Here is a 20299-nt window from a genome sequence, read left to right on the forward strand (position 1 = left end):
GGGGGCCGGTACGGGCGGGGATGCAACCAACGCTTCGTTTCAACTGTCCTGTCAGCTGCGGAACCTGATCCTGCATCCGATGGGCGTGGAGCGTATGGGAATGAAGCGGACAATGCGGTGGGCGGCGGTCCCCGCCGCGGCGCTGGCGGCCGGCCTGGGGCTGTGCGCCGCACCGGCGCAGGCCGCACCGGCGCCCGGCGCCGACTACCAGGCCGTCGCCCACCCGGTCGTGGGCCGGCTCGGCGAGACCGTCGAGGTCGAGCTCGGGGTCAGGAACGGCGGCCCCGGCCCGGCCGGCGTCCGGCCCGGGCGCGGCGCGGGCACGTACGAGGTGACGCCCCCGCCGGGCACGACGATCACCGCGCCCCCGCACAGCGGTGCGCGGCAGCCCTGTGTGCCGGCGGTGGGCCCGGACGCGCAGCCGGGCTCGTACATCTGCTCCATCGGGGAGCACTTCTCCGCGGGCGAGCGGGAGACGCTCGGCTTCCGGGTCCGCATCGACGAGAAGGTGGAGGGCGCCGAGGGGCAGGTGCGGGTCCTCGACCGCGACGGCGAGCCGTCCCCCGACCCGGACCCCGGCAACGACGCGGCGCCGATCCGGGTCGAGGTCGTGGACCGGCTGCCCGAACCGCTGCCCGAGCCGCCCGCCACCAGCAGCACGCTCCTGCTCGCCACCACTTCCGGGACCGCCGTCTCGGCGGGTGCCATCGCGCTGGGGGTCACCCGCCGCCGGCGGTAGGCCGGACGACCCATGCCACGCCGTAAATATCCAGCTATACAAAAATTGTCCGTTTAGCACTTAAAGTCAGCGCATGCCCACGCCATATGGATCCCGCGGCGGCATGGCATTCAGCGCGGACGAACTGCGCGTGCTGCGCCGAGCCCTCGCCATCGCTCTCCACCCCCACGCCGTTCCCGGGCGCTCCGGTCCCGAGCGCGCCGCGGAGGTGCGCGCCTGCCTCCGGCTCGCCGAAGCCGTGGACGAGGCGGTGCTGGAGAGCGGAAGGCTGCGTGCCTTCCTCCGCGCCGACCTCGCCCGCTACCGCGCCGCTCTGCCCGGCGCCGCCTCCGGCTACGCCGAGCGCCTCCAGGACGCCCTCGCGGCGGGCTACCGGCCGCGCGCAGAGGACCTGGACGCGCTCCGCGCCCTGTGCGCGACGCCCTCCGCCGGGCCCGCCACGGCCTCCTACCGGGCCCTGCTGCGCCGCTGCGAGCTCGTCGCCGGCGCGGCCGGGCCGGGAGCGCCCGCCGACCGCACGGCCTGCGCGGTGCCCGCCGCCCGCATCCGGCTGCGCCGCACCCCGCTGCTCGCCCTGCCCGGCGGCCGCCCGCCGGCGCCCCCCGGGGCGGCCACGCCGCGCCCCGGCCGGAAGCCGGGGCAGAAGCCGGCCGAGAAGCCGGGGGAGAAGCCCGGGGGCGACCCCGGCAAGCCCTCCCGCCCGGACCGGCCCATCCCCACCCCCGGTGAGGTCTTCCCGCCCCGCCGCAAGCCCGCCCCGCCGCCGGCCGCCGAGGCCCCGCGCGCCCGGCCCGCCTGAGGGCGCGGGGGCCGCACGCGTGCGCCGGGCCCGCCCGAGGGCCGTCCCGGGGCGCGCGTAATCTGGACGGGTCGCTCGGAAACCGCGCAATCCCGATCCAGAAGGAGCCGACGGTCATGGACTACGTCGCCGCACTGGTACCGCCCGTCGTGATGGCGATCGCCTTCACCGCCCTGGTCGTGACGATCATCAAGAGCCAGGGCGGTGCGAACAAGGCCAAGGAGGACGCCGTGGTCGACGCGGCGCTGGCCCGGGCCGAGGCCGGCCGCCGGTCCGGCGAGGGCAGCGCGGCCTGACGCGGCCGCGCCCGCACGCGGGCGCGGGGTGCTCACAGGGCGTACGGCAAGAGACCGCAATTCTCGCCGTGCGCCCTTTTTGCTGCCCCTTTGCTGCCCCGATAAAGCGTCATTCCAGACATCTCCCACTATTATTCGCGTGTGGTCAGACGCCTGGGTGATCTGGAAGACGCCGTCATGACGCGCGTGTGGGACTGGAACCGGCCGGTCACTGTTCGAGAAGTGCTGGAAGACCTTCAACAGGAACGGTCCATCGCCTACACCACCGTCATGACCGTAATGGACAACCTGTATCAGAAGGGCTGGCTGCGCCGGGAAGCGGAAGGCCGCGCCTATCGATATGAGGCCGTCTCCAACCGGGCCGCCTACTCGGCCGCACTGATGAACGAAGCGTGGTCCGTGAGCGACAACCCCGCAGCGGCTCTTGTCGCCTTCTTCGGCATGATGTCGGCCGAACAACGCGAAGCGCTGCGGGATGCGATCCGGGTCGTGCAACTCGACGGGCCCGGCGACGGCACGGGCGCCCCGGGACGATAGCGTCCGGGCATGCCCGCGCTATCAAAAGTCGTCACCGTCCGCCGTGCCCGGACCAGCGATGTGCCGGCGCTGCGCCGTCTCATCAACACGTACGTTCGTGACGGCATCCTCCTCGACAAAGCCACCGTCACTCTTTACGAGGACATCCAGGAGTTCTGGGTGGCCGAGCGGGACGAGGACGGCACCGTCATCGGCTGCGGCGCCCTGCACGTGATGTGGGAAGACCTCGCGGAGGTGCGCACTCTCGCGGTGGACCCGGACGTCAAGGGCGGCGGCATCGGCCACGCCGTACTGGGCAAGCTGCTGCAGACGGCGCGCTGGCTCGGCGTGCGGCGCATTTTCTGCCTCACCTTCGAAGTGGACTTCTTCGCGAAGCACGGCTTCGTGGAGATCGGTGAGACGCCCGTGGACGGTGATGTCTACAGCGAGCTGCTGCGTTCCTATGACGAGGGTGTCGCCGAGTTCCTGGGTCTCGAACGGGTGAAGCCGAACACCCTTGGCAACAGCCGGATGCTTCTGCATCTGTGATCGCGGTCCCTATGTCCGAATCGCGCCCCTATCACATGGCTCCGGAAGGGATGCTTCCCACGCGGAAGGCGGGCTGAACCTTCCCGGGGGGTTTGTGTTTTTCCGGGAAAGGCGGTTTGCTATTCCTCCGTAATCCCATTTTCCACTGAAAGGATTCCCCGTGGCGCAGAAGGTTCAGGTCCTTCTTGTCGATGACCTCGACGGTGGCGAGGCCGACGAGACCGTGACGTTCGCCCTGGACGGGAAGACGTACGAGATCGACCTCACCACGGCCAACGCCGACAAGCTCCGCGGTCTGCTGGAGCCGTACACCCGCAGCGGGCGCCGCACCGGCGGCCGTGCCGCGGGCAGCCGGGGCAAGGCGCGCGCGGCCGCGGTCACGGGCGGCAGCCCGGACACCGCGAAGATCCGCGCCTGGGCCAAGAAGAACGGCTACAACGTGAACGACCGCGGTCGTGTGCCCGCCGACATCCGCGAGGCGTACGAGAAGGCCAACGGCTGACGTTCCCCCGGAAGGCCGCGGCGTGCTCCCCGGGCGCGCAGCAGCCGGGCCCGGTGGACCTCCGTGGCCGCCGCGCCCACGAGCCGTGCGAGATCGGGGGCGGCCCCCTCGCCCCCGAGGCCGGTGACGGGGAGTGACGGCTCGGCCTCGCCCCCTCGGTCCCCGGCCCGGGGCGGCCGCACCCACACCGCCCTCGCCGGCGCGACCGGCCCGCCCGGCTCCCCCGGCCCGAGGGCCCCGGGACGGCAGTGCCCCGCTCCGGCGGGCACGGGCGCGGCGATCCGCCCGCCCGGCCCCCGCACGGCCAGGTCCAGGGCGACCGCGCCCCACTCCAGCCAGTCGAGCAGCTCCGGCAGCTCGTCCGCGCTGCCCGCGGCGACCAGGAACCACAGCCTGCGCGCCCCGGCGTCGAGCGCGACGGGGCCGGTGCGCACGGCGCGGCCCAGCAGCGCCACGCCCGCGTCCAGCGGCAGGCCCAGGGCGTCGAAGCGGAGCCCGGTGAGCAGCTCCAGGGGCGCCTCGCCGGAGGTCGGCCAGCCGAGCTCGCGCTCGTACCACCGGCGCGCCTGGCACCATGGTGCTGCGGGGCCGCCGGGGCGCGGGAGGACAACGGTCATATGCGGTGCAACTGCGAAACGCCCAAGAGGTTACTCTGGGTTGGTAGTTGGGCACACTCCGTATAAGGAGTGGGGGGCGCACAGGCGCTCCGGGCGGCGCGAGGGTGTTCGCCCGTAGCGGATGAACGGTGCCCGCGCCGCATGGACTGTCAATCCTTGCGGGTAAGAGGTTCCCCATGGGAAGAGGCGGTGCGACACCGCGCGGAGCGCGTCACCACGGGTGGCGGCGGGCGCTGGGCGGGCAGGTCGGGCCGGGCGCGCGTTCGCCGTCGGCGTAGTGACGACGAGCGTATATGCCTGGCCTGCGGGAACATCGTCTCCCACCATCGGGTTGGAGGAGATGTCGGCTGTTCGGCAGCAGGTTTCCCCGCCGACGCGGGGTGATCCGGACGGATGTCGGCAGTTGGAATGAGCTGTCCCGTCCCGCGGGACTAGCATGCGGAAGGACAGGGAGGGGACCGACCCCTACTTGCCTGACCGCTCTGAGGAGCGATTAACGATGTTCGAGAGGTTCACCGACCGTGCGCGGCGGGTTGTCGTCCTGGCTCAGGAAGAAGCCCGGATGCTCAACCACAACTACATCGGCACCGAGCACATCCTCCTGGGCCTGATCCACGAGGGTGAGGGTGTCGCCGCTAAGGCCCTGGAGAGCCTCGGGATTTCGCTCGAGGCGGTCCGCCAGCAGGTGGAGGAGATCATCGGTCAGGGCCAGCAGGCCCCGTCCGGGCACATCCCCTTCACTCCCCGTGCGAAGAAGGTCCTGGAGCTCTCGCTCCGCGAGGCCCTTCAGCTCGGCCACAACTACATCGGCACGGAGCACATCCTGCTCGGCCTGATCCGCGAGGGCGAGGGCGTCGCCGCCCAGGTCCTCGTGAAGCTGGGCGCCGATCTCAACCGGGTCCGGCAGCAGGTCATCCAGCTGCTCTCGGGCTACCAGGGCAAGGAGGCCGCCACCGCCGGCGGCCCGGCCGAGGGCACCCCCTCGACCTCGCTCGTCCTGGACCAGTTCGGCCGCAACCTGACGCAGGCCGCCCGCGAGTCCAAGCTCGACCCGGTCATCGGGCGCGAGAAGGAGATCGAGCGGGTCATGCAGGTGCTGTCCCGCCGCACCAAGAACAACCCGGTCCTCATCGGCGAGCCCGGCGTCGGCAAGACCGCCGTCGTCGAGGGCCTGGCCCAGGCCATCGTCAAGGGCGAGGTGCCCGAGACCCTCAAGGACAAGCACCTCTACACCCTCGACCTCGGCGCCCTGGTCGCCGGCTCCCGCTACCGCGGTGACTTCGAGGAGCGCCTGAAGAAGGTCCTCAAGGAGATCCGCACCCGCGGCGACATCATCCTGTTCATCGACGAGCTCCACACCCTGGTGGGTGCGGGTGCCGCCGAGGGCGCGATCGACGCCGCCAGCATCCTGAAGCCGATGCTGGCCCGCGGCGAGCTGCAGACCATCGGTGCCACCACGCTCGACGAGTACCGCAAGCACCTGGAGAAGGACGCCGCCCTCGAGCGCCGCTTCCAGCCCATCCAGGTCGCCGAGCCGTCGCTGCCGCACACCATCGAGATCCTCAAGGGTCTGCGCGACCGCTACGAGGCCCACCACCGCGTCTCCATCACCGACGAGGCGCTGGTCCAGGCCGCCACGCTCGCCGACCGCTACATCTCCGACCGCTTCCTGCCGGACAAGGCGATCGACCTGATCGACGAGGCCGGCTCCCGGATGCGCATCCGCCGGATGACCGCGCCGCCGGACCTCCGCGAGTTCGACGAGAAGATCGCCGACGTGCGCCGGGAGAAGGAGTCCGCGATCGACTCGCAGGACTTCGAGAAGGCCGCGTCCCTGCGCGACAAGGAGAAGCAGCTCCTCGCCGCGAAGGCCAAGCGCGAGAAGGAGTGGAAGGCCGGCGACATGGACGTCGTCGCCGAGGTCGACGGCGAGCTGATCGCCGAGGTCCTCGCCACGGCCACCGGCATCCCGGTCTTCAAGCTGACGGAGGAGGAGTCCTCCCGTCTGCTGCGCATGGAGGACGAGCTGCACAAGCGCGTCATCGGCCAGAAGGACGCCATCAAGGCGCTCTCCCAGGCCATCCGGCGCACCCGTGCGGGCCTCAAGGACCCCAAGCGCCCGGGCGGATCGTTCATTTTCGCCGGCCCGTCGGGCGTCGGTAAGACGGAGCTGTCCAAGACGCTCGCCGAGTTCCTCTTCGGCGACGAGGACGCCCTGATCTCCCTCGACATGTCGGAGTTCAGCGAGAAGCACACCGTCTCGCGGCTCTTCGGCTCGCCCCCCGGCTACGTGGGCTACGAGGAGGGCGGCCAGCTGACGGAGAAGGTCCGCCGCAAGCCGTTCTCCGTGGTCCTGTTCGACGAGGTCGAGAAGGCCCACCCGGACATCTTCAACTCGCTCCTGCAGATCCTGGAGGACGGTCGCCTGACCGACTCCCAGGGCCGGGTCGTGGACTTCAAGAACACCGTCATCATCATGACGACCAACCTCGGCACCCGGGACATCTCCAAGGGCTTCAACCTGGGCTTCGCCGCCCAGGGCGACGTCAAGACCGGCTACGAGCGCATGAAGGCCAAGGTCAACGAGGAGCTCAAGCAGCACTTCCGGCCCGAGTTCCTCAACCGTGTCGACGACACGGTGGTCTTCCACCAGCTCTCGCAGGAAGACATCATCCAGATCGTCGACCTGATGATCGCCAAGGTGGACGAGCGGCTGAAGGACCGCGACATGGGCATCGAGCTCAGCGCGGACGCCAAGCAGCTGCTGGCCAAGAAGGGCTACGACCCGATCCTGGGCGCCCGTCCGCTGCGCCGTACGATCCAGCGCGAGATCGAGGACATCCTCTCCGAGAAGATCCTCTTCGGCGAGCTGCGCCCCGGCCACATCGTGGTCGTCGGCACGGACGGCGAGGGCGAGGAGAAGAAGTTCACCTTCCGCGGCGAGGAGAAGTCGGCCCTGCCGGACACGCCGCCGATCGAGTCGGCCGCGGGCGGGGCGGGCCCGAACCTGTCCAAGGACGCGTAGGCGCTCCGCGCATCGTGTGACAGTGGTCGGCCCCCGGAACCGTGAGGTTCCGGGGGCCGACCCGTATTTCAGTCCGCTTTCCGGGGGTCGGGCGGCGCGGGATCGCAGATCTCGTCGGTGGACAGCCCCATGTCGTCGGCGAGGGCCACTACGACCTCTGGATCCAGGGAGAGGAATTCGCTGTCTGTCACCGCCGGCAGGAGCGCCTTCAGCCCCTCCCACGCCTCGTCATACTGGTCATCCTCCAGATATCGCGCATTGAGCGCGCAGTGGGCCGCCAGCGCCCGCAAGGGCCACTCCGTCGCCCGGTATGGGGCCGCGTCCGCCGCCGCCGTCAGTCCGGCGATGAGCCGTCTCTCCTCGCTGCGCCCGCAGTGGCCCACGGCCAGCCGCAGGACGTCCTGCCACTGTTCCTCCGCCGCGTGGAGCAGTAATTCGTCCAGGCAGTCGCTCTCCTGGAGTTCCTTCGCCGCCAGATAGTCCTGGAAGGTGCGGTGGATGAACTGGATGGCGTCCGGTGAGCGCTCCTGGAGCAGCCCGCTGCGATTGAGCAGATGCGCCAGCACGGCCTGGGGAGTGCCCTGGGCGCGGACGCGCCGCAGCCCCCGCAATGCCGATTCGAGCTGCCGTACGGCCTGCTCGCGGGTGAGCTCGGCGCGGCCGTTGCGGACCAGCCAGACGGCAATGCGCTGCAGCAGCTGGCGGCCCTCGTCCACCGTGAGCTCGATGCCCTCCGGCTGATGAATGCGGCGGTGGATGTCGCGCGTCGCCAGCATCAGGTTCAGGGCGGCGCTGTAGAGGTCCCAGCGGGTCTTCGGGAGGAATCCGTTGCGCTGCCGGTGCAGGGCGCAGATGACCGCGCAGAGCAGCGGGGTCCGCGCCAGGTCGCGCAGCGCCTCGCTGCGCCCGAATTCCTGGTCGAGCTCGTATTCGAGCGCGTCGAGCCGGTCGCGCTGCCTCTTCGCCCAGTGCTCGTCCGGATAGCGGTCGCACTCCAGCCGGGCGGCCCGGTGCCACGAGCGGGCGAACGACCGGATGTCCGCGTCGCCCAGGGGGAGCAGCCGGAGCTCCTCGAACCCCTCCTGCTCCAGCCAGTCGCCGCCGACGGCCAGGGGCCGGACGGTGACCAGGCAGCGCGTCCGCGGGTACATCCGCAGGAGCCCGGCGAGCCACTTGCGGGCCAGCTCCCGGTCCGCCTGCGGGATCTCGTCCATGCCGTCGACCAGGAGCAGGCCGCGCCCCGCCTCCAGCACCCGCCCCGCCCAGCCGTCGGGCGGTCTGTCGACCGGCAGGCGCGCGATCTTGGGGAGCTGGGAAGGGGTGGGGGAGGTGATGCCCCGGGCGGCCAGGCTGCGCATGGGGATCACGAAGGGGATCATTCCGTCGAGCTCGGACAGCTGCGCGGGCAGCGTCCGGCACACGGTGTGGGAGGCCAGCCACCACACGAGCGTGGTCTTGCCCGCGCCCGCCTCGCCCCGGAGGACCGTCCGCGGCCGCGAGCCGAGGAGGTCCTCGATGCGGCCGGCCTCCGGGCGCGCGAGCCCCGCCGCGGACGGCGTCTGCGCCTCCAGGCTCAGGTAGGCCGTGTCCAGGTCCCAGTCGCCCGAGCTCAGCTCGTCCAGGCCGAAGATCTCCAGCCGGCTGTAGGCGGCCTTGACCGCCTTCGCGTAGGCCGGCTCGTAGGCCAGGTCCTCGGGGTACGCGGAGGAGATCTCCTCGAACTCCGGGAGGCCCCGCCAGTGGCTCGCCAGGGCCTTCGTGAAACCGTCGTCGTCGATCACGGCGGCCAGCGGCACCGACTCGATGGAGGCGTGCTGCCAGCCCATCGGGTCCCCGCTCGCGATGCCGATGAGCAGCGGGCCCGCGAACACCGGCCCGCCCGACAGGCCCGCCCACGGCGAGCCGTCGGGGACGGCCGCCGGCGGGTGGTGGTCGGCGTGCAGGACGTACCGGCCGCGCATCCGCCCCGCCAGCGGCATCAGCGTGCCGGGGATCTGTATGGCTTCCAGCTCGCCGGGCCCGTACCGCTGGACCTGCGGGAACCCCAGGACCTGGCAGCGCGGCATCGGCTGCCAGCCCGCGCACTTGCCCCACCGCAGCGGCGGCACGCGCCGGAGGGGCAGCACGGGCCTCCTGGCCAGGAGGAGCGCGACGTCGCACGTGTCCGGGTCGCCGGACCACACGACGTCGCAGGGCACCCGCCCGCTGCCGTCCGGGGCGGCGACCTCGACCGTGTCGTCCCTCCGGAACAGATGCGCGCTCGTCAGCACCAGCTCCGGCGTCAGCAGCACCCCGCTGCCCTGCCGGGCCCCCAGCACCGCCACCAGCCGGTCCTCGACCGACGGGAACGTTCTCGCCCGGCCCACCGCTACTGCCCGGCGGTCCCGAACCGCGACACCCCGCCCGGCCGCTCGTTGCCCACGCGCCAGCTGCCGCCCGTGCGGGTGTCCTTCGGGGTCAGGGTGAACGCCACCTTGTGCGTACGGGTCGAGCCGCGGGACGCCTCCGCGTCCGCGCTGACCACCCAGGCCTTCACCCCGCCCGAGCCCTTGAGGTCCTTGCGGATCTCGACGGTGAACTCCATGGCGATCTCGCCCACCTCGAAGGCCAGGTCCTGGCCCGCCCCCCGGGCCGCCGCCGAGGTCAGGCCCTCCCGGACCGCCTGCACGGCGTCCGCCAGCTCGACGTCCTCGAATCCGCCACTCATGTCCGCTCCCACCCCTGTCCCGCCCCTGCGGGCCGCACGCTCCGTGCGCGGCCGCTGACGGGGAGCGTACCTCCGCGGCCGGGCCTTTGGTCCCGGAACGGGGAAGGCCGAATGTCCTCCGGCGGTGATGCCCGCCATAGGGCGTGGGTCACGTACTAGGGGAAATAGGAGAGAAGCGCTTCCCGGTATCCCCCGAAAAACAGGCGGAATCCCTGCTCAGAGGCGGTTGAATTCCCTCCCCTCCGCTACGGCATTCCTTAGTAGAGGCCGTTCTTGGCAGCCCGGCGAATACGGGTTACCAAGGTAGGGCGATCCCGGTCCGCAGCCGGGACCTGTTTCTGCCTGGAGGTTTATCCGTATGTCGAAGCGCACCGCTTTCCGTAACCCGAGCAAGACCGTTCTCCGTACCCGCGCCGCCGTCGTGGCAGCCGGCCTGGGAGCCTCGGTCGCGCTGGGTTCCGGGGTTGCGCTCGCAGCCGACACCACCACCTCGGCGAGCGAGTTCCCGGCGTTCGCGTCGTCCGTCGCGACGCTGCACGACGCCCTGAACAAGCAGGCCGACACGCAGCTGAAGGTGGCGGCGAAGGAGAAGCAGGCCGCCGAGCAGGCCCAGCGGGACGCCGCCAAGCGCGCCGAGGACGCCCGCAAGCAGGCCGAGGCTTCGCGCAAGCGCGCCGACGCCTGGGTCGCCCCCGTCGCCGGCTACCAGATCGGCCAGCCGTTCGGTAAGGACGGCGCCATGTGGGCCCACAAGCACAGCGGCCAGGACCTCGTCGTCGGCACCGGCACGCCCGTCATGTCCGTCCACGGCGGCACGGTCGTCAAGGCCGGCCCGAACGGCGGCGGTGACGGTCCCGCGTACGGCAACGCCATCGTGATCAAGCATGCCGACAACACGTACTCGCAGTACGCCCACCTCTCGCAGGTGAAGGTCTCGGTCGGCCAGACCGTGACCACCGGCCAGGAGATCGGCCTGTCGGGCTCCACCGGCAATTCCTCCGGCCCGCACCTGCACTTCGAGATCCGCACCACGCCGAACTACGGCACCGCCGTCGAGCCGGTCGGCTTCATGAAGGCCCACGGCGAGAACCTCTGATCCATAACTTCTGATCCGCCCGGATCCCCCGGAGCCGGCGCACCGCGACAAGCGGTGCGCCGGCTCCGGCTTTTACCGTGGTCATGGAGCGTGGAAAACCGGCGATCGGAGCGCGTCATGATCAAGGGAATTGCCATTGCCACCGTCTGGGTCCTCGACCAGGACCGGGCGAAGGACTTCTACGTCCACAAACTCGGTCTTGAGGTCCGCACCGACATGACCATGGACAGCGGCGGAGGCGACGGAGACGCGAGCGGAGGCGGAGGCGGAGGCGGGGGCGGCAAGGGGATGCGCTGGCTGACCGTCGGCGCCAAGGACCAGCCCGACGTCGAGCTCACCCTGATGGTCCCGGGCCCGCCCGCCGTCGGGCCGGAGTCGGCGGAGGCCCTGAAGAAGCTGGTGGCCGAGGGAGCGCTGGGCGCGGGGGTGCTGAGCACCGACGACATCCTCCGCGACTACGAGACGCTCAAGGCCCGGGGTGTGGAGTTCCTGCAGGAGCCCAAGGAGCGGCCGTACGGCACGGAGGCGATCTTTCGTGACGACTCCGGCAACTGGTTCTCGCTGACCCAGCGCAACGAGCAGCTGGACCCCGGCAAGGCCTGGGGCGAGTGCGTCGACCCGATGTGAACCGGGGGCCCGGGGACCCGGGTTTCCGGACGGCCCGCAGGCTCGGGGCCGGCTAGTCCGGCACCTGGATGATCGGGAAAGTCCCCGTGCTCGTCGGCGCCGACTCCGGCAGCCACAGCACCGCGATCGCCCCCGTGCCGCCCTCCACCTCGGGGTCGGCGTTGCGGAAGGTCAGGCGCGCGCCCAGGACGCGAGCCTGGCCGACTGCGATGGTCAGGCCCAGGCCGTGGCCCTTGCCCGCGCGGTCCTTGCTGCCCGTACGGAAGCGGCTCGGGCCCTCCTGGAGCAGTTCCTCGGGGAAGCCGGGCCCGTGGTCGCGCACCCGCAGCACGCGTCCCTCGACGGTGACGTCGAACGGCGGCTTGCCGTGCTTGGCGGCGTTGGCCAGCAGGTTGCCGATGATGCGCTCCAGGCGGCGCGGGTCGGTGGAGACGTAGGCGTCCCGGGCGACCCGTACGCGGGCCCCGGGCTCGACGGAGCGGACGCGGCGCTCGACGAACTCGCCCAGCAGGATCTCCTGCATCTCGGCGCGCTCGGCGAAGCCGTCCAGCCGGGCGACCTCCAGGACGTCCTCGACGAGGGTGCGCATCGCCTGCGCCCGGTCGCGGACGAGCTCGGTGGGCCGGCCGGGCGGCAGCAGCTCGGCGGCGGTGAGCAGGCCGGTGACGGGGGTGCGCAGCTCGTGGGCGATGTCGGCGGTGACCCGCCGCTCGGCCTCCAGGCGGCGCTGGAGCGCCTCGGCCATGCCGTCGACGGCGCGGGCCAGGTCGTCGGTCTCGTCGCGGACGCGCCCGCCGATGGCCTCCCGGACCCGTACCTCCGAGTCGCCGTCGGCGAGCTTGCGGGCGGCCGTCGCGGCCTTGCGCAGCCGGCGGGAGAGCTGGTCGCCGATGAGGATGCCGAGGGCGCAGCCGCCGAGGACGACGGAGACCGAGCCGATGATCAGCGCCTTGTCGAGGGCGTCGATGATGGAGAACCGGTCCTTGAACCGGGTGTGGATCGAGAGGATCCGGCCGTTGCGGACCGGCACCGAGGCCCAGACCTCGGGCGAGTTCCCGCCGCCGGAGTCCTGCAGGAAGGTGGCGCGCTGGCCGGTGGCGGCGGCGTCGCGCAGCGGCTTGGGCAGCGCGGGGTCGTCGATCTTGGCGTGCAGCATCAGCCGGCCGGTGTTCTCGTAGTACCGCTGGGCGATCTGCACCCGCTCGTCCATGACGTCGCGGCTGTTGTCGAGCATGGACAGGCGGGCGGCGTTGTGCACGACGAGGCTGAGCGCCACCGCGACGAGCGCGCCGACGCCCGCGATGGCGAGGCTGACCTTCCAGCGCAGACCGGAGCGGAGGGCGAGCTTCACCACGGGCCCGCCGCCCCTGAGCTGCCGGCCCGGGGGGTCATCCGGTCACCCTCTGATCACCCTCTGAGCTTGTAGCCGAAGCCGCGGACCGTCTCGATCCGGTCCTGGCCGATCTTGCCGCGCAGGCGCTGCACGTGCACGTCGACGACGCGGGTGTCGCCGCCCCAGCCGTAGTCCCACACGCGCTCCAGCAGGCGGTCGCGGGAGAGGACCGTGCCGGGCGCCGCGGAGAACTCCAGCAGCAGCCGCATCTCGGTCGGGGTCAGGGCGACGGGCTCGCCGCCCTTGCGGACCTCCATGCCGTCCGTGTCGACCTCGAGGTCGCCGAAGCGCAGCACGCCGCCCTCCAGCTCCTCGGGGGCGTCGTCCCCGGCGGTGCCGTTCTTCCCGCCGGCGTGCCCGAAGCGGCGCAGCACGGCCCGTATGCGGGCGACGAGCACGGCGCCGTCGAAGGGCTTGGTGACGTAGTCGTCGGCCCCGGCCTCCAGGCCCAGGACGACGTCGATGGAGTCCGCGCGCGCCGACAGCATGATCACCGGGACGGTGGACTCGTCGCGGATCCGGCGGCAGAGGCTGACCCCGTCCAGGCCGGGCACCATGACGTCGAGCAGCGCGATGTCGGGCTTGCGGGCGCGGAACTTCTCCAGCCCCAGCAGCCCGTCCGGCACCGCGGTCACCTCGAAGCCGTCCCGCTCCAGTGCCAGCTGGGTCGCCTCACGGATGACGTCGTCGTCCTCCACGAAGAGCACATGCGTATCGGCCACGCTGCTCTCAGCCCTCCGTTCCCACGCTCGGGAGATCGCCCTTGTCGTTGTTGCCGGCCTTGCTGTAGTCGGTGTGCGTGCGCCCGGTCTCCCGGAACTCCGCACCCGACCAGTGGTACGTCATGACATCTTCGCCCGAGGCGCAGCAGACGGCGTCACCGGGGCCGTAGACCTGCTTGGTGACCCGGAGGTCGCGGCGGTCGATCTCGGCGTAGACCGGCGCCTGCTCGATCATGAACACGTTCTCGTAGGAGCCGTCGCCCTTCGCACGGTACACATACGAGCCCACGCCCACGGAATCGCCGCAGGTGAGGATGTTGACGACGATGTCGTCGCGGGAGCCGTCGGTCAGCTTCCCGTAGATCACGTCGAGCGGGTACTGGTTCTTCACACAGGGCTTGAGGTCCTTCTTGACCTGGCTGCCGATCTTCGGGTCGTTCTTGAGCAGCTTGACCGCGTCGATCTTCGGCTGCGGACGCTCCACCGTCGCCGCGGCCGAGGGCAGCCGGGTCGGCTTCGCGGCGGACTGCGTCTGCGCGCTGCCCTCCTTGCGCACGCCCTCGCTGCCCGCATTGCACCCGGCAAGCAGAAGACCGGCGGCAGCGGCCAGAGCAGTGACCGTGCCGCCGGTGATCAGTACCGGCCGTGGGGGAGCCGCCTTCCTCAGGCTGCGCACCGTTCCTGCCCCCGCTCGTTGCGCTCGAGGGCATGGAAGTCCAGGTCGCGGCTCTCCAGCTCCTGACGCAGCCGGGCCAGGGCCCGGTGCAGCGTGCTCTTGACCGTTCCGGTCGACATCCCGAGCGCCTCCGCGGTCTCCTCGGTGCTCATCTGCTCCCAGTGTCGCAGCACGACGACGCTGCGCTGCTTGGGCGCCAGGACACCCAGGACGTCCATCAGCAGGGCGCGGTCGGCGTGCTGCTCCGTGCCGTCCTCGACGCTCGCGTCGGGGAGCTGCTCGGTGGGCACCTCGTCGAGCTTGCGGGCGCGCCACCACTCCGTACGAGTGTTGATCATGACACGGCGGAGGTAGGCGTCGGCAAGCGACTTGTCCGCTATGCCTTCCCAGCGGCCGTAGGTGCGCACGAGAGCGGTCTGGAGGAGGTCCTGCGCGTCGATCGGGTCCGGCACGAGACGGCGGGCGCTGCGCAGGAGCGCGTCCTGACGGTTGCGCACGTACTCCTCGAAGTCCAGAACCTTGCCGCTGCTGGCCATCTCGCAGCCTCCATTCCGCTTGCATTCCCCGCGTCACGCTGGTGGTCTCCCAGCACGAGTAGGACGCTACGGAGGAGCTGTTGCGGCGTGATGTGCGGCAGCACTGCGGCTGGTGCACAGCTGTCCATAGGTTGTGTAACAGCGGTGCGGGAGCAGGGGCGGTAGGGCGTGAAAAGGGGTCTCTGTCCTGTTCGGGAGGGCCTTTCGGCCGGTGCGCGGGAGACTTTTGTGAGGGCCTTTGTCACGGGCTCTGTCTCCGTGTCCGCAGCCATGCCTGCAGCTACGTCAGCGGCAGCCGGTACGTCCCGTTCTCCAGCGGCTCCACCAGGCCGTCCGCCACCAGCCCGTCCAGCGCCCGGGCCCGCTGCACCGGCTCGTCCCACACGGCGTCCAGCGCCACCTGCGGCACGGGCTCCAGCGCCTCCCGCAGCACCGCGAGCAGCTTGCCGCGCACCTGCCGGTCGGTCCCCGCGTAGGTCTGGCCACGGCGCGGCGGGCCGTCGTGCGCCGGGGAGCCGGCCGCGCGCCACGCGCACCGGTCGGCGATCGGGCAGCGCCCGCAGACCGGCGTGCGCGCCGTGCAGACCAGCGCGCCCAGCTCCATCGTCGCGGCGGCCCAGCGGGCCGCGACCGGCTCGCTCTCCGGCAGCAGGGACCGGGCCAGCTTGCGCTCGGCAGCCGTGGTCGCGTTCGGCGGGTACTGCGCGCCGCTCACGGCGCGCGCGAACACCCTGCGCACGTTGGTGTCGAGGACCGCGTGCCGCTGCCCGAACGCGAAGGAGGCCACCGCCGCCGCCGTGTACTCGCCGACGCCCGGCAGCGCGAGCAGCTTGGCGTGGTCGCGCGGCACCTCGCCGCCGTGCAGCTCGGTGATCGCCGTCGCGGCGGCGTGCAGCCGCAGCGCCCGCCGCGGATAGCCGAGGCGGCCCCAGGCGCGCACCGCCTCGCCGGGCGGCTGGGCCGCCAGGTCCGCCGGGCGCGGCCAGCGCGCGAGCCACTGCTCGTACACCGGCAGGACGCGGCTGACGGGCGTCTGCTGCAGCATGAACTCGCTGACCATCACGCCCCACGCGCCCGCCTCGGGACGCCGCCAGGGCAGGTCACGGGCGTGCGCGGCGAACCAGTCGATGACCGGGCCGTGGAGCAGCTCGGGGGACGGCGCCCCGGAGGACTGCGCCTCGGAGGACGGTGTCCCGGGGAAGGGGGCGGCGGCGGGTTCGGGGAGACCGGCGAGGGTGGTGCGGGCTGTCACAGTCATGGCCCTTCCGATCCTGGCACGGTCGTGGACGACGGAGAAACGCGCCGGGCCCCGTGCACCTGACTTTCGTCTGACTTTCGTCAGAGGTGCGCGGACGGGCCGCCTTGTACCGTCGGACCGGTGAACCGCCGCACGACCACCGCCCCGGGACGGGCCCTCTCCCAGGCCCTGAGCAGGGGCCGGACCGGGATCGTCCGGACCGGGCGCTCGATCAGGGCCCTGCCCGACGCCCTGCTGTGGGCGGCGCTCACCGTGCCCGGCATCGCCACGGACCTGCTCGGCCTGAACGCGCCCCGGCCCTGGTGGCAGACCGCGGCCGGCGCGGCCGTCCTCGCCGTCGCCGTCGCCGTCTCCCGGGCCCGCCCCCTGCTCGCGCTGGGGCTCGCCGCGGGGCTGGGGCTCGCCGCCTCGCCCTCGCTCTTCACCCTCTCCTACGGGCCCGCGCTGTCCGTCCTCGGCTACCTGCTGGGCCGCCGCTCGGCCCGGATCCGGCCCGCGCTGCAGGCCTTCCCGGCCGTCGCGGCCGCGGGCACGGTGCTCGTCCTCGCCCGCAACGCCGACCCCGTCATCGAATGGCTGGTTCTGATCGGCACGCTGCTCTTCGGCGCGGTCTTCCCCTGGCTCGCCGGCCGGTACCGGCGCCAGGCGCGCGAACTCCTCGCCGCGGGCTGGAGCCGGGCGGCGCAGCTGGAGCGCGAGCAGGAGATCGTCGCCGACCGGGCCCGGCTGCGGGAGCGCGCCCGCATCGCCCAGGACATGCACGACTCGCTCGGCCACGAACTCAGCCTGATCGCGCTGCGCGCCGGGGCCCTGCAGGTCGCCCCGGGCCTCGACGCGACGCACCGGGCGGCCGCCGCGGACCTGCGCGAGGCCGCGGCGTCGGCGACGGACCGGCTCCGCGACATCATCGGCGTCCTGCGCGACGTCGGCCCGCCCGAGCCCGCGCCGCTGACCCCGCCGGACGACTCGCTCCGCGCCCTCGTCGACCGGGCGGCCGCCTCCGGCCTGCCCGTACGCGCCCGGCTGCCGCGGGAGGCGGAGCTGCCGCCGCTCGTGGAGCGGGCCGCGTACCGCGTCGTCCAGGAGGCGCTGACGAACGCGGCCAAGCACGCGCCGGGGGCGGAGGTCTCGGTGACCGTGACGACCGCGACGACCATGACGACCGCGGCGGGAGAGCCGGGCGGGGGCGGGGAGACGGTGGTGACGGTCGTCAACGGTCCTGCCCGGGCGGCTGAAGCGGATGAAGGCGCGGGTGCAGCGGGCCCAGCGGCTACGGCGGGTACGGCGGCTACGGCGGGTACGGCGGGTACGGCGGGTACGGCGGGTACGGGCGAATCGGCGGCCGTGGCGCGGGGCGGCACGGGCCTGGTCACGGCGCGGGGCGGTACGGGCCTGCTGGGGCTGCGGGAACGGGTGGCGCTCACGGGAGGCGAGTTCACGGCCGGGGCCTGCGCGGACGGGAACGGGTTCCGGGTCCGGGCGCGGCTGCCGCACGCGCCGGGTCCCCGCCCCGGGCCGCCGTCCTCCGTCGCCGGGCGGTCCGGGCCTTCCGCCGCGCGGCGGTTCGCCGTCCCGTTCGCCGTCGCCGGCGCGGGCGCCACCGTCTTCATCGGAGCCACCTTCGGCTGGTACGCCTACAGCAAGGCACACTCCGTGCTGAAGCCGGCCGACTACGCGGCCCTGCGCGTCGGCGCGCCCTACGCCGACGTCGCACGCTTCCTGCCCGACCGGCAGGTCGCCGACCCGCCGGCCGGCCGCGCCCCGGGCGTGCCGCCGGCGGGGGCCGAGTGCCGCTACTACCGGGCGAGCAGCGAACTCTTCGTCAGCGTCGAACACTTCCGGCTCTGCTTCCGCGACGGGCACCTCGTCGCGAAGAGCCGCATACCGCGCGCCGGTACAGCCGGCGTCGTGGAACAGGAGGAGAAGGAATGGGTGCGGTGACCGCCCGCGAGACACCGTCGGCGATCAGGGTCCTCATCGCCGACGACGAGACGATGATCCGCGCCGGCGTCCGCGCGATCCTGTCCGCCGACCCCGGCATCGACGTGGTCGCCGAGGCGGCGGACGGCCACGAGGCCGTCGAGGCGGCCCGCGCCCACCGGCCGGACGTCGCGCTGCTCGACATCCGCATGCCGCGCATGGACGGCCTCGCCGCGTGCGAGGAGATCGGCCGGAGCGTGCCCGGCACGGCTGTCGCGATCCTCACGACGTTCTCCGAAGACGCCTACATCTCGCGTGCCCTGGGCGGCGGCGCCACCGGCTTCCTCCTCAAGTCCGGCGACCCCTATGAACTCATGACCGGCGTCCGCGCGGTCGCGGACGGCGGCGCCTACCTCTCCCCGAAGGTGGCCCGCCACGTCATCGCCGAACTCGGCGGCGAACGCCTGACCCGCGGGGCCGCCGCCCGCGCCCGGATCGCCGGCCTGACGTCCCGCGAACGCGAGGTCCTCGCCCTCCTGGCCGAGGGCCTCTCGAACGCCGGCATCGGCCGCCGGCTCCACCTGGTGGAAGGCACGGTGAAGGGATACGTGAGCGCGGTCCTCGACCGCCTGGAGGTCGGCAACCGCGTCCAAGCGGCAATCGTCGCCTACGAGGCGGGCCTGACGACGGGCTCATCACTGAACGAGTAGACGAATAGCGGCCGGCGGGTCGTTTCCGCGGCTCCGCCGCGGCTATATGCCCGCCGCTACGGCGGGACACCACGACGGTGAGGTCCGGCGGAATGGGGCGTCGGCGAGGGACGAACGCGGTTCGGCTGGCCGCAGGCCGCCCGTCACGGTGGAATGGTTCCATGAGCGATACGCAGCCGCGCCCCCCGCGCGAGATCCGGGCGGCTCTCGACGCGCACTCGACCCTGACCCTGGCCTACGTGGACGAGGACGGCCCGCAGGCGTGCGCGGTGCTCTACGCCCTGGGCGGCGAGGACGACACCACCCTGCTCTTCGTCACCTCGGCCACCACCCGCCACGGCCGCGCCCTCGTCGCAGCAGGCTCCGGCACGGCCGCCGGCACGGAGGGCGCCCGCGTCGCGTTCACCGCCCAGCGCGACGGGCAGGTGTGGACGGCCCTGACGGGCCTTCAGGGACGCGGCACGTGCCGCCGCCTGGAGGGCGCCGAGCGCGAGACCGCCTGGCGCGCGTACAGCGAACGCTTCCCGTACGTGGACCACAACGACCGGCTCCGGCAAGCGATGGAACGCACCGACCTGTGGGAACTGCGCCCCGACTGGCTGCGCCTGGTCGACAACGGGCAGGGGTTCGGCCACAAGACCGAGTGGACCCGGCCCACGGCCTGACGTTGCGGGCCCGCAACGTCAGGCCTTAACACCAGGCCTTAACCTCACGCCTAACGCCAGGCCTTAACGTCACGCCTTAGCGTCAGGCCTTCACCAGCACCCGCAACCGCCCCCGCTCCGCCCGCTCCACCACCCGTGTCGCCGGCCCCGCGAGCACCAGCCCGCCCACCAGCGCCACGATCAGCCCCAGCAGCAGCCCCGCCGCGACGTCATGCGGGTAGTGCACGCCGAGGAAGACCCGCGAGAACGCGACGAGCAGCGCCATCGGCACGACGGCCCACGCGAGCACCCGCCGCGCCAGCACGATCCCCGTCGCCAGGGCCGCCGCGAGCGTGGCGTGGTTGCTGGGGAACGACCAGTCCCCGTGCGGCGGGCAGGCTGCCAGCGAGGTGACTGCCCCCTGCACCACCCGGCACGGCCGCTCCTCGTCCACCAGGCTCTTGATGACCTCGCTGAGGCCGTACGCGATCGCCGTGGTCACCGGTACGAGCAGCGCGAGCGCGACCCCGCGCGCCCCCGTGCGCCGGTTGCGCCACCAGGCGGCGACGGCCACGGCCATGAGCAGCAACAGCCCGGCCTCGGTGCCGATTTCCGCAAGCGTGTGCACCCACTCCGGTGTGGAGCGGGCGAATTCGGTGACGTCGCGATAGAGGTCGTTGTCCACGGTGTCCATGGTCCCGGGAGTTTACGGTCCGTCACTTACGTGCCACACCGGGCTATCGGCATGCATCCGATCCGACTTTCGTCAGATCGCGGCACGGGAAAACCGGCCCGCGCCGGGCCGATGATGAGAAAATCCGGCACCCACCCGGCGGGTAGGGGCTGGTGCCCCCGTCGATGTCTCGTAGAGTCTTCGCGTGGGATCACTGCGCAATCCGATCGGGCCGCTTCCCTCCTCCATCTATTGGCGGCGGAGGGCAGTTGCGCTTGGCCTGCTCGGTCTTCT

21 protein-coding genes are annotated in these 20299 nt (G+C 72.3%); 12 read left to right on the plus strand and 9 right to left on the minus strand.

Features of this window, described 5'->3' with window-relative positions; genetic code table 11:
- The first annotated feature begins 100 nt into the window (after positions 1-100).
- The 6 genes from ACFZCD_RS08285 (at position 101) to ACFZCD_RS08310 (ending at position 3401) form a co-directional block, all read left to right on the plus strand.
- Positions 101-739, plus strand: a complete 639-nt coding sequence (locus ACFZCD_RS08285) for a hypothetical protein (protein ID WP_391828964.1) — start codon at positions 101-103, stop codon at positions 737-739.
- Between the two features lie 73 nt (positions 740-812).
- Positions 813-1538 (plus strand): hypothetical protein, encoded by a 726-nt coding sequence (locus ACFZCD_RS08290; RefSeq protein WP_391828965.1) that lies wholly within the window; start codon positions 813-815, stop codon positions 1536-1538.
- A 116-nt stretch (positions 1539-1654) separates the two neighbouring features.
- Entirely contained in the window at positions 1655-1834 is a 180-nt protein-coding gene (locus ACFZCD_RS08295; protein ID WP_391828966.1) for a hypothetical protein, read from the plus strand.
- 141 nt (positions 1835-1975) lie between these two features.
- A complete protein-coding gene (locus ACFZCD_RS08300; RefSeq protein WP_058045637.1) occupies positions 1976-2371 on the plus strand; it encodes a BlaI/MecI/CopY family transcriptional regulator in 396 nt (131 codons plus the stop codon).
- 9 nt (positions 2372-2380) lie between these two features.
- On the plus strand, positions 2381-2899 hold the full coding sequence (locus ACFZCD_RS08305; protein ID WP_391828967.1) for an amino-acid N-acetyltransferase: 519 nt from the start codon (positions 2381-2383) through the stop codon (positions 2897-2899).
- 160 nt (positions 2900-3059) lie between these two features.
- Positions 3060-3401 carry an Lsr2 family protein gene (locus tag ACFZCD_RS08310; protein ID WP_391828968.1) on the plus strand — a complete coding sequence of 114 codons (342 nt, stop codon included), beginning with the start codon at positions 3060-3062 and terminating at the stop codon, positions 3399-3401.
- On the opposite strand, the gene ACFZCD_RS08315 is transcribed toward ACFZCD_RS08310, so the two are convergent.
- Positions 3332-4018, minus strand: a complete 687-nt coding sequence (locus ACFZCD_RS08315) for an SCO3374 family protein (protein WP_391828969.1) — start codon at positions 4016-4018, stop codon at positions 3332-3334. The two genes, ACFZCD_RS08310 and ACFZCD_RS08315, sit on opposite strands and share 70 nt — an antisense overlap.
- Positions 4019-4517: 499 nt before the next feature.
- Here ACFZCD_RS08315 and ACFZCD_RS08320 point away from each other — a divergent pair, with 499 nt between their 5' ends.
- Positions 4518-7043, plus strand: coding sequence for an ATP-dependent Clp protease ATP-binding subunit (locus tag ACFZCD_RS08320; protein ID WP_391828970.1), 2526 nt, complete (start codon positions 4518-4520; stop codon positions 7041-7043).
- Between the two features lie 68 nt (positions 7044-7111).
- On the opposite strand, the gene ACFZCD_RS08325 is transcribed toward ACFZCD_RS08320, so the two are convergent.
- Positions 7112-9409, minus strand: a complete 2298-nt coding sequence (locus ACFZCD_RS08325) for an NACHT domain-containing protein (protein WP_391828971.1) — start codon at positions 9407-9409, stop codon at positions 7112-7114.
- A gap of 2 nt (positions 9410-9411) precedes the next feature.
- Positions 9412-9750, minus strand: coding sequence for a trypco2 family protein (locus ACFZCD_RS08330; RefSeq protein WP_391828972.1), 339 nt, complete (start codon positions 9748-9750; stop codon positions 9412-9414).
- Positions 9751-10108: 358 nt separating this feature from the next.
- On the opposite strand from ACFZCD_RS08330, the gene ACFZCD_RS08335 reads away from it, so the two are divergent.
- Positions 10109-10846 (plus strand): M23 family metallopeptidase, encoded by a 738-nt coding sequence (locus ACFZCD_RS08335; protein ID WP_391828973.1) that lies wholly within the window; start codon positions 10109-10111, stop codon positions 10844-10846.
- 117 nt (positions 10847-10963) lie between these two features.
- Positions 10964-11473 (plus strand): VOC family protein, encoded by a 510-nt coding sequence (locus tag ACFZCD_RS08340; protein ID WP_391828974.1) that lies wholly within the window; start codon positions 10964-10966, stop codon positions 11471-11473.
- Positions 11474-11525: 52 nt separating this feature from the next.
- On the opposite strand, the gene cseC is transcribed toward ACFZCD_RS08340, so the two are convergent.
- The 5 genes from cseC to ACFZCD_RS08365 form a co-directional block, all read right to left on the minus strand.
- Positions 11526-12827, minus strand: a complete 1302-nt coding sequence (gene cseC, locus ACFZCD_RS08345) for a two-component system sensor histidine kinase CseC (protein ID WP_391828975.1) — start codon at positions 12825-12827, stop codon at positions 11526-11528.
- A gap of 53 nt (positions 12828-12880) precedes the next feature.
- Positions 12881-13588: a two-component system response regulator CseB gene (gene cseB, locus ACFZCD_RS08350; RefSeq protein WP_391828976.1), complete on the minus strand. Its 708-nt coding sequence runs from the start codon at positions 13586-13588 to the stop codon at positions 12881-12883.
- 7 nt (positions 13589-13595) lie between these two features.
- Entirely contained in the window at positions 13596-14264 is a 669-nt protein-coding gene (locus tag ACFZCD_RS08355) for a hypothetical protein (RefSeq protein WP_391828977.1), read from the minus strand.
- On the minus strand, positions 14252-14800 hold the full coding sequence (locus ACFZCD_RS08360) for a SigE family RNA polymerase sigma factor (RefSeq protein ID WP_120755533.1): 549 nt from the start codon (positions 14798-14800) through the stop codon (positions 14252-14254). The genes ACFZCD_RS08355 and ACFZCD_RS08360 overlap by 13 nt, the downstream gene beginning before the upstream one ends.
- A gap of 280 nt (positions 14801-15080) precedes the next feature.
- Entirely contained in the window at positions 15081-16058 is a 978-nt protein-coding gene (locus ACFZCD_RS08365; RefSeq protein WP_391828978.1) for an A/G-specific adenine glycosylase, read from the minus strand.
- A gap of 120 nt (positions 16059-16178) precedes the next feature.
- On the opposite strand from ACFZCD_RS08365, the gene ACFZCD_RS08370 reads away from it, so the two are divergent.
- From ACFZCD_RS08370 to ACFZCD_RS08380, 3 genes are all read left to right on the plus strand, one after another.
- On the plus strand, positions 16179-17999 hold the full coding sequence (locus tag ACFZCD_RS08370) for a sensor histidine kinase (RefSeq protein WP_391828979.1): 1821 nt from the start codon (positions 16179-16181) through the stop codon (positions 17997-17999).
- Positions 17987-18688 carry a response regulator gene (locus ACFZCD_RS08375; RefSeq protein ID WP_391828980.1) on the plus strand — a complete coding sequence of 234 codons (702 nt, stop codon included), beginning with the start codon at positions 17987-17989 and terminating at the stop codon, positions 18686-18688. The genes ACFZCD_RS08370 and ACFZCD_RS08375 overlap by 13 nt, the downstream gene beginning before the upstream one ends.
- A gap of 161 nt (positions 18689-18849) precedes the next feature.
- Positions 18850-19353, plus strand: a complete 504-nt coding sequence (locus ACFZCD_RS08380) for a pyridoxamine 5'-phosphate oxidase family protein (protein ID WP_391828981.1) — start codon at positions 18850-18852, stop codon at positions 19351-19353.
- A gap of 82 nt (positions 19354-19435) precedes the next feature.
- Here ACFZCD_RS08380 and ACFZCD_RS08385 read toward each other — a convergent pair whose 3' ends face one another.
- Complete coding sequence (locus ACFZCD_RS08385; RefSeq protein WP_391828982.1) at positions 19436-20026, minus strand: phosphatase PAP2 family protein; 591 nt, start codon at positions 20024-20026, stop codon at positions 19436-19438.
- Positions 20027-20299: the final 273 nt, after the last annotated feature.

It is taken from the genome of Streptomyces sp. NPDC008001 (assembly GCF_042958085.1).
GTDB lineage: Bacteria > Actinomycetota > Actinomycetes > Streptomycetales > Streptomycetaceae > Streptomyces.